Below are 7,376 nucleotides of genomic sequence, written 5' to 3' on the forward strand. Positions count from 1 at the left end.
GTGAAATGCAGGAGCGATGTCAGGCATCCCTCCTGCATTTCGGGAGATCTCCGGCCATGCGCGTTCTCCGAGCTCTGCGTCCGCCTTCGGCGTGCCTCCGCGAGCCATCCTCATTCCACCGGTGGCCGGCTGCTCGCCGGGCAGAAGCAGCCGGTGCCCGGCATCCGGATGCGAGACCAGCGTGCTACGGAGCCCTGCTTTCTCTCTCGCCGAGATGATCTGCTGCGCGAAGCAGGCGGATGGCCAGACCTGATCGTCTCCGCCCGCGATCAGCAGCACGTCACCAGTGATCTTCTCGACGGGGATGCGGGCTGCCGCCGCTTTCTTGGGGAAGCGCCGCATGCTCGAGGAGTAGAGGCTGCGGAACGCAGGCGGATCGGCATCCGGAGCCCAGTCGTGATCGAAAGGTGTGTACGGCAGCGGATCACCGGCGAGTGTCCAGTGCGACGACCAGGCGCCGTCGTGTGCACCTGCCCACACGATCGAGGTCGGAGCTACAGCGATCACCGCGTCGACCGAGCAGAGGGTCGCCGTCACCAGCGCCGCCTCTGCGCCGAAGGACGTTCCGAACACGATCACGCGGTCGCAGTCTCGGCGGAGAACGCCTATCTGCTCGATAAACAGCTCGATCGGCACCTCATGGGGGGTGGGCCGCTGATCCTCGCCGCCGAACCATCGCACCGCTCGCACTCGAGCGCCGTGCGTCGCGAGCAGCATCGCTCGGCCGCTCTCGAGTCGTCCACTGGAGCCGGCGAGCAGCAGCACCCCCGTGCCGTTCGACTGAGCCGGGTGCGCGTCGAAGAGATCGGCTTCGGCGAGCACGGGCTGCACGCGAGAAGTCGGATCAGGCATGCGTTCAGTCTGTCGCACGCGTTCCCACCCCGGAGGATGCTCGAGACTTGCGTTCCAGCACGAGCCTCAGGTTCAGGGCATCCGTCTGGTGCTGGAAACCAGGTCTCGCAGGAATGCACTGACGCGAGAGCGGCAACGCGCGTCAGTGCGGAGCGTGGTACTCCGCCTCGTCGCGCTTCCAGTAGCCCTTCACGATCGCCTTCGACACGTCGACGTCCCAGCGGGCGAGCAGTGCGCGGCCGGGTTTGACGATCTGCTGCTCGGCGGCGATGAAGACGAAGGGGTCGGCGCCCACGGGATCCGTCTCGTCGAGAGTGTCGAGGAAGGCGACCAGCGATGAGCCCGCCGGCGCGTTGCCGCGGTGCAGCCACTCGGCGGCGACCGGCGCGTCGATGTCGACCTGGTCGGCCTCCGAAGCGACCTCGATCACGATCCGCGCCGCCGCACCGGCGGGAATCATCGCCGCGAACCGCCGGATCGCAGGGATCGCGGTCTCGTCGCCGACCAGCATCCACGAGCCGGGCGTACCGGTCAGCACCGCAGAGCCGCGCGGCCCGCCGACGCCCACGAACGAGCCGAGCGGAGCGGATGCCGCCCACGGCGCGCCCACACCCTCGCCGCCGTGCACGGCGAACTCGACGTCGAGCCAGTCCTCGCCCCACGCGAGCGGGGTGTACTCGCGGCTCGGCGAGGCGCGCAGCTCGTCGACCGAGTCGGTCGGTTCGGATGCGAAGAACAGGCGCATGTGGTCGTCGGCGCCGAGCGACGTGAAGCCGGCGAGCTGGTCGCCGATCAGGCGCACGCGCACGTAGTTCGGTGCGAGCCACTCCCGCTCGGCGAGGGTCGCGGCGCGGAAGCGCAGATCGAGGCTCTGTCGTTCGATCGAGAAACCTGATTTCACATCGCTCATAAAGTAAGGCTAACCTAAGTCGCGGCGGGGTCGTACTCGCCGCCGCGCGCCTCGCGCACCATCCCCGCAGAACAGGAGACTCTCCATGTCCGTGCCCCGAACCCTCGGCGGAACCGCCCTCGGTCTCGTCAGCGTCCTTGCTCTCGCCGGCTGCGCCGCCGGCCCCGCTGCCGAAGCCGAAGAGGCCATGCCCACCAGCGGTACCGTCACGGTCGAGGACAACAACGGTCCGCACAAGATCTCCACCCCGCCGACGTCGGTCGTCGCCACCGACAACCGCACGTTCCAGACCCTCAGCGACTGGGGCATCGAGCTCAGCGCCGGAGCCGTCGCCCTCATGCCCACGACCGTCGACTACAAGGCCGACGACAGCATCATCGACCTGGGCAACCACAACGAGCCCGACCTCGAGTCGATCGTCGCCGTCGAGCCCGACCTCATCATCAACGGTCAGCGCTTCACCCAGCACCACGACAAGATCGCGAACCTCGTGCCGGACGCCACCATCCTCGAGCTCGATCCCCGCGAAGGCGAGCCGTTCGACGATGAGCTCAAGCGTCAGGTGACCGTGCTCGGTGAGGTGTTCGGCAAGCAGAAAGAGGCGAAGAAGCTCGTCGAGGACTTCGACGCCGCCGTCGCCCGCGTGAAAGACGCGTACGACGACGCCGACTCGGTCATGGCCGTCACGACCTCCGGCGGACAGATCGGCTACATCGCCCCAACCGCAGGCCGCACGCTCGGTCCGATCTTCGACATCCTCGGCCTCACCCCCGCGCTCGAGATCGAGGGCGCCACCGACGACCACCAGGGCGACGACATCTCGGTCGAGGCCATCGCGAAGTCGAACCCCGACTGGATCCTCGTCATGGACCGTGACGCCGTGTTCGCCGACCGGGAGCCCGGCTACGTGCAGGCCGCCGAAATTCTCGAGAACTCGGAGGCGCTGGCATCCGTCACGGCCGTCAAGGACGACCAGATCGTCTACATGCCCACCGACACGTACCTCAACGAGGGCATCCAGACGTACACGACCTTCCTCAACGACTTCGCCGACGCGCTCGAGAAGTCCGCGAAGTGACCTCCGCGCGGTGGCATCCGCTCGATTCCGGATGCCACCGCGCACCCGCACCATGACACGCACCCTTCCTCTGTCTGCACCTGCTCCCGCTCCCGCCGGGCGCGGGAGCGCGGCGACCCGCGGGCGTCTCTTCGACGGCAAGCTGCTGATCGGCATCCTCGTCGTCGCAGCCCTGCTGGTCGCCTCGCTGTTCACCGGCGTCTACGACATCTCAGGCAGTCCCGATGGGGCCGAGATGTTCCAGATCACGCGCATCCCCCGCACCATCGCGCTCGTGCTCGCCGGAGCATCCATGGCGATGGCCGGACTCGTCATGCAGCTGCTCACGCAGAACCGCTTCGTCGAGCCGACCACGACCGGCACCACGGAGTGGGCCGGACTCGGCCTGCTCACGGTCATGGTGCTCGTGCCGCACCCATCGCTGCCGCTGCGCATGGCGGGGGCCGTCGTCGCGGCGTTCATCGGCACGATGATCTTCTTCCTCTTCCTCAAGAGGGTGTCGCTGCGCTCGTCGCTCATCGTGCCGATCGTGGGCATCATGCTCGGTGCGGTCGTCGGCGCCGTGTCGACGTACCTGGCGCTGGCCACCAACACGCTGCAGAGCCTGGGCGTCTGGTTCGCCGGCAGCTTCACCTCGGTGCTGCGCGGGCAGTACGAGATGCTGTGGATCGTCGCCGCGGTGGGTGTCATCGTCTTCATCGTCGCCGATCGGTTGACCGTCGCCGGCCTCGGCGAGGAGATCGCCACCAACGTCGGTCTCGACTACGACCGCATCATGCTGCTCGGCACCGCACTCATCGCCGTCGTCACCGGCGTCGTCACCGTGGTCGTGGGTAATCTGCCGTTCCTCGGACTGATCGTGCCCAACATCGTCTCGATGCTGCGCGGCGACGACCTGCGCAGCAACCTGCCATGGGTGTGCCTGCTGGGCATCGGGATCGTCACGCTCTGCGACCTGATCGGCCGCACCATCGTGATGCCGTTCGAAGTCCCCGTCTCGCTGATCCTCGGCATCGTCGGCGCGGTCGTGTTCGTCCTCCTCCTGCTCAGGCAGCGTCGCCGTGCTTAGGCGGGTGGACGCGCTCAAGCGGCCGGATGAGGTGCGGCCGTCGCCGGTGCGAGCCGCCGCAGGCTGGTTCGCGGATGCCCGTGCCCGGCGCCGTTATCTGATCGTGCTCACCATCCTGATCGTCCTCTCGGCCGGGTTCGGCATCGGACTCCTCGCCTGGGACAACCCGATGCCGTTCGGCACCGACGGCTTCTGGCGCATCGCCGAGCTGCGCTTCACCAACGTGGTCGTGATGATCATCGTCGCCGTCTGCCAGGCGGTGGCGACCGTGAGCTTCCAGACCATCGCGACGAACCGCATCGTCACGCCCTCGATCCTCGGGTTCGAGTCGCTGTACCGGGCCGTGCAGACCTCGTCGGTCTACCTGTTCGGCATCGCCGGTCTCATCGCGATGCAGGGGCTGCTGCAGTTCGGCATCCAGATCGCCGTCATGGTCGCTCTGGCGATGCTGCTCTACGGCTGGCTGCTCACCGGACGCTACGCCAACCTGCAGATCATGCTGCTGATCGGCATCGTGATCGGCGGGGGACTCGGCGCCGTGGCGACGTTCATGCAGCGACTGCTCACCCCGAGCGAGTTCGACGTGCTCGCCGCGAGGCTCTTCGGCAACATCTCCAACGCCGATGCCTCGTACCTTCCGCTGGCCGTGCCGCTGTGCGTCGTGGCATCCGCTCTGCTGTGGATGCGCGCCCGCCGGCTCAACGTGATGGCGCTCGGCGCCGACACCGCGAACGCGCTCGGCGTGAACCACCGGCGCGAGCTGATGGTCACGCTCTTCCTCGTCGCCGTGCTGATGGCGACATCGACAGCGCTGGTCGGGCCGATGACCTTCCTCGGCTTCCTCGTCGCGACGCTGGCGTACCAGTTCGCCGGGTCCGACGACCACCGTCTCGTGTTCCCTGTGGCGGTGCTGACAGGTTTCACGATCCTGTCGGGCGCGTACTTCGTGATGCGCAACGTCTTCTACGCGCAGGGCGTCGTCTCGATCATCATCGAGCTGGTCGGCGGGGTCGTGTTCCTCATCGTCATCCTCAAGAAGGGCCGCCTGTGATCACCATCGAGAAAGTTCGCCGCGAGTACGCGACCGACGTCGCGATCGGTCCGGTCGACCTCGTCATCCCCGAAGGCGGCATCACCGCTCTGATCGGCCCGAACGGCGCCGGCAAGTCGACGCTGCTCACGATGGTGGGGCGGCTGATGGGGATGGATGCCGGTTCCATCGCGATTGCGGGACTCGACGTCGCGTCGACCAAGTCGGCCGATCTCGCGAAGGTCGTCTCGATCCTGCGTCAGGAGAACCACTTCGTCACCCGGCTGACCGTGCGTCAGCTGGTCGGCTTCGGGCGCTTCCCGCACTCGAAGGGACGGCTGACCAGGGCCGATGAGGACATCATCAGTCGCGCGATCGATTTCCTCGACCTCGGCATGCTCGAGCACCGCTACCTCGACGAGCTCTCCGGTGGTCAGCGTCAGCGCGCGTACGTCGCGATGGTGCTCGCACAGGACACGGATGTCGTGCTGCTCGATGAGCCGCTCAACAACCTCGACATGAAGCACGCGGTCACGATGATGGCGCAGCTGCGCCGCGCGGCCGACGAGCTGGGCCGCACGATCGTCATCGTGCTGCACGACATCAACTTCGCCGGGCACTACGCCGACCGCATCTGCGCCATGAAGGACGGCCGGGTCGTCGAGTTCGGCACCCCTGCCGAGATCATGACCGACGAGGTGCTCACGCGGGTGTTCGAGACACCCGTGCAGGTGATCGACGGCCCGCACGGCCCGCTCGCTGTGTACTACTGACCGGCGTCTCGCGCCCCGCGTGAGAAAACATGTGTGGCGTGAGAAACCACGTTCTGCATGAGAAACCAGGCGTGGCGGTGTTTCTCATGCGGGTTGTGGTTTCTCATCGGCGAGGGGCGGTCGCGGGCGACGGGCGCGAGTGGCGGTAGCGAGGGGCGGTAGCGAGCCGATCAGCGGTCGCGGTGGTCTTCGGGGGCGAGGCGGGCGCCGCGACGCGGCTCGCGGGAGCCGGATGCCCAGATCAGCCGGACGATGCGCTGCCGGTGCCCGCTCCACGGGGCGAGCAGCTCGAGCATCCCGTCGTCATCGGTGCGGTGGCCGGTGAGCGCGAACCCGACCTCGTGGGCCAGGTGGTAATCGCCCACGCTCACGGCGTCGGGGTCGCCCAGTGCCCTGATGCGCGTCTCGGCGGAGGTCCACACCCCGACGCCGTGCAGACTCGTCAGCACGCGATCCCGGTCGGCTCCGTCGACGGCGGCGAGGGTGGCCCGCTCGATGCTCGCGCCGCGGCGCGCCGCGGCGACGATGGTGCGCGACTGGGGCGGCTCCACGGCCGCCCGGTGCCATTGCCATGACGGGATGCCGCGCCACACCTCATAGGAGGGGGAGGCGAACATGGGACGGGGCACAGGGCCCGGGGCGCGCTCGCCGAACCGGCTCACGAGATACCGCCAGGCACCGAACGCCTGCATGCCGGTGACCTTCTGCTCGATGATCGCGCAGGCGAGCGCGTCGAAGACGCGGTCGGTGCGGGCCATCCGGATGCCCGGATGCCGCCGCGCCACCTCTTCGAGCCGTGGGTGGTCGATGACGAATCCGGCGTCATCGTCGTCGTCGCCGCACAACCGCGGAACGACGTCGATGGCCTCGTCAGCGCCCGGACCCCAGGCCGAGGCATGGATCCCGTCGGATCCCTGACGAAGGCAGAGCGTCGCGATGCCGGCATCCGTCCGGAAGGCCATCCAGATCCGCCCGCCGTCGATGACCATCGTCGGATCGCCGCCGCCGCGTCGCAGCATCCCGACCGTGCGGCCGAGATGAAGCGGATGCGGCGGTCGATAGACGGACTCGCGCGCCGGCGCGAGAGCGGCGGCATCCGTCATCAGGGTCATGCAGGCACTTTACGCGCCGTCTCTGACATCGGCCCCTGGGGGGAGCGCCGGAGGGATGCTCAGAAGCGGTCGGGCGACGGGGTGCCGTGGCCGTAGCGGATCGACACGTCGGCGTGGCGGTCGAAGCGGTAGCCGACGCCGCGCACGGTGCGCACGATGTCCTCATGGCGACCGAGCTTGGCGCGCAGGCGACGCACGTGCACGTCGATGGTGCGCTCGCCGGGGGCTTCGTCGTCGGTGGATGCCTGCCACAGCGCCGAGACCAGCTCGCTGCGCTCGATGGTGCGGCCCTCGCGCAGCACCAGGTACTGCAGCAGCTCGAACTCCTTATAGGTGAACGAGGCGGATTCACCGTCGAGCAGCACGCGCTTGCGGGAGATGTCGACCACGACGCCGGACTCCTCGTCCTTCTCCTCCTCGACAGCGGCGTTGGCGCGGGCGATGGCGCCGGGCTCATGCAGGGCGAGGCGCACGACGTCGAGGTCGCGGCCGCCGGCCGACTGCGGGGCGAGAGCGACGGTGGCGTGCGTCTCGGCGCTCGGAGCGAGCTCG

8 protein-coding genes are annotated in these 7,376 nt (G+C 68.2%); 4 read left to right on the forward strand and 4 right to left on the reverse strand.

Features of this window, described 5'->3' with window-relative positions; all coding sequences use genetic code 11:
* Both RT309_RS06970 and RT309_RS06975 read right to left on the reverse strand, forming a co-directional pair.
* Nucleotides 1-852, reverse strand: an 852-nt coding sequence (locus tag RT309_RS06970; RefSeq protein WP_313356146.1) for an alpha/beta fold hydrolase, incomplete at its 3' end; no start/stop codon positions are given.
* A 142-nt stretch (nucleotides 853-994) separates the two neighbouring features.
* Complete coding sequence (locus RT309_RS06975; RefSeq protein ID WP_313356147.1) at nucleotides 995-1,762, reverse strand: siderophore-interacting protein; 768 nt, start codon at nucleotides 1,760-1,762, stop codon at nucleotides 995-997.
* A gap of 85 nt (nucleotides 1,763-1,847) precedes the next feature.
* On the opposite strand from RT309_RS06975, the gene RT309_RS06980 reads away from it, so the two are divergent.
* Genes RT309_RS06980 through RT309_RS06995 form a run of 4 tightly spaced genes read left to right on the forward strand, consistent with a single transcriptional unit; the run spans nucleotide 1,848 to nucleotide 5,712 of the window.
* On the forward strand, nucleotides 1,848-2,840 hold the full coding sequence (locus RT309_RS06980; RefSeq protein ID WP_313356148.1) for an ABC transporter substrate-binding protein: 993 nt from the start codon (nucleotides 1,848-1,850) through the stop codon (nucleotides 2,838-2,840).
* Nucleotides 2,841-2,871: 31 nt separating this feature from the next.
* Nucleotides 2,872-3,909 carry an ABC transporter permease gene (locus RT309_RS06985; RefSeq protein ID WP_396654426.1) on the forward strand — a complete coding sequence of 346 codons (1,038 nt, stop codon included), beginning with the start codon at nucleotides 2,872-2,874 and terminating at the stop codon, nucleotides 3,907-3,909.
* Nucleotides 3,910-3,913: 4 nt separating this feature from the next.
* On the forward strand, nucleotides 3,914-4,960 hold the full coding sequence (locus RT309_RS06990; protein WP_313356149.1) for an iron chelate uptake ABC transporter family permease subunit: 1,047 nt from the start codon (nucleotides 3,914-3,916) through the stop codon (nucleotides 4,958-4,960).
* Nucleotides 4,957-5,712, forward strand: a complete 756-nt coding sequence (locus RT309_RS06995) for an ATP-binding cassette domain-containing protein (RefSeq protein WP_313356150.1) — start codon at nucleotides 4,957-4,959, stop codon at nucleotides 5,710-5,712. Before RT309_RS06990 ends, RT309_RS06995 begins: the two co-directional genes overlap by 4 nt.
* A gap of 170 nt (nucleotides 5,713-5,882) precedes the next feature.
* On the opposite strand, the gene RT309_RS07000 is transcribed toward RT309_RS06995, so the two are convergent.
* Nucleotides 5,883-6,824 carry a DNA-3-methyladenine glycosylase 2 family protein gene (locus RT309_RS07000; RefSeq protein ID WP_313356151.1) on the reverse strand — a complete coding sequence of 314 codons (942 nt, stop codon included), beginning with the start codon at nucleotides 6,822-6,824 and terminating at the stop codon, nucleotides 5,883-5,885.
* Between the two features lie 59 nt (nucleotides 6,825-6,883).
* A partial coding sequence (locus tag RT309_RS07005; protein ID WP_313356152.1) for a winged helix-turn-helix domain-containing protein occupies nucleotides 6,884-7,376 on the reverse strand: 493 nt, incomplete at its 5' end.

Source organism: Microbacterium sp., assembly GCF_032084865.1.
In the GTDB taxonomy this organism is placed as follows: domain Bacteria; phylum Actinomycetota; class Actinomycetes; order Actinomycetales; family Microbacteriaceae; genus Microbacterium.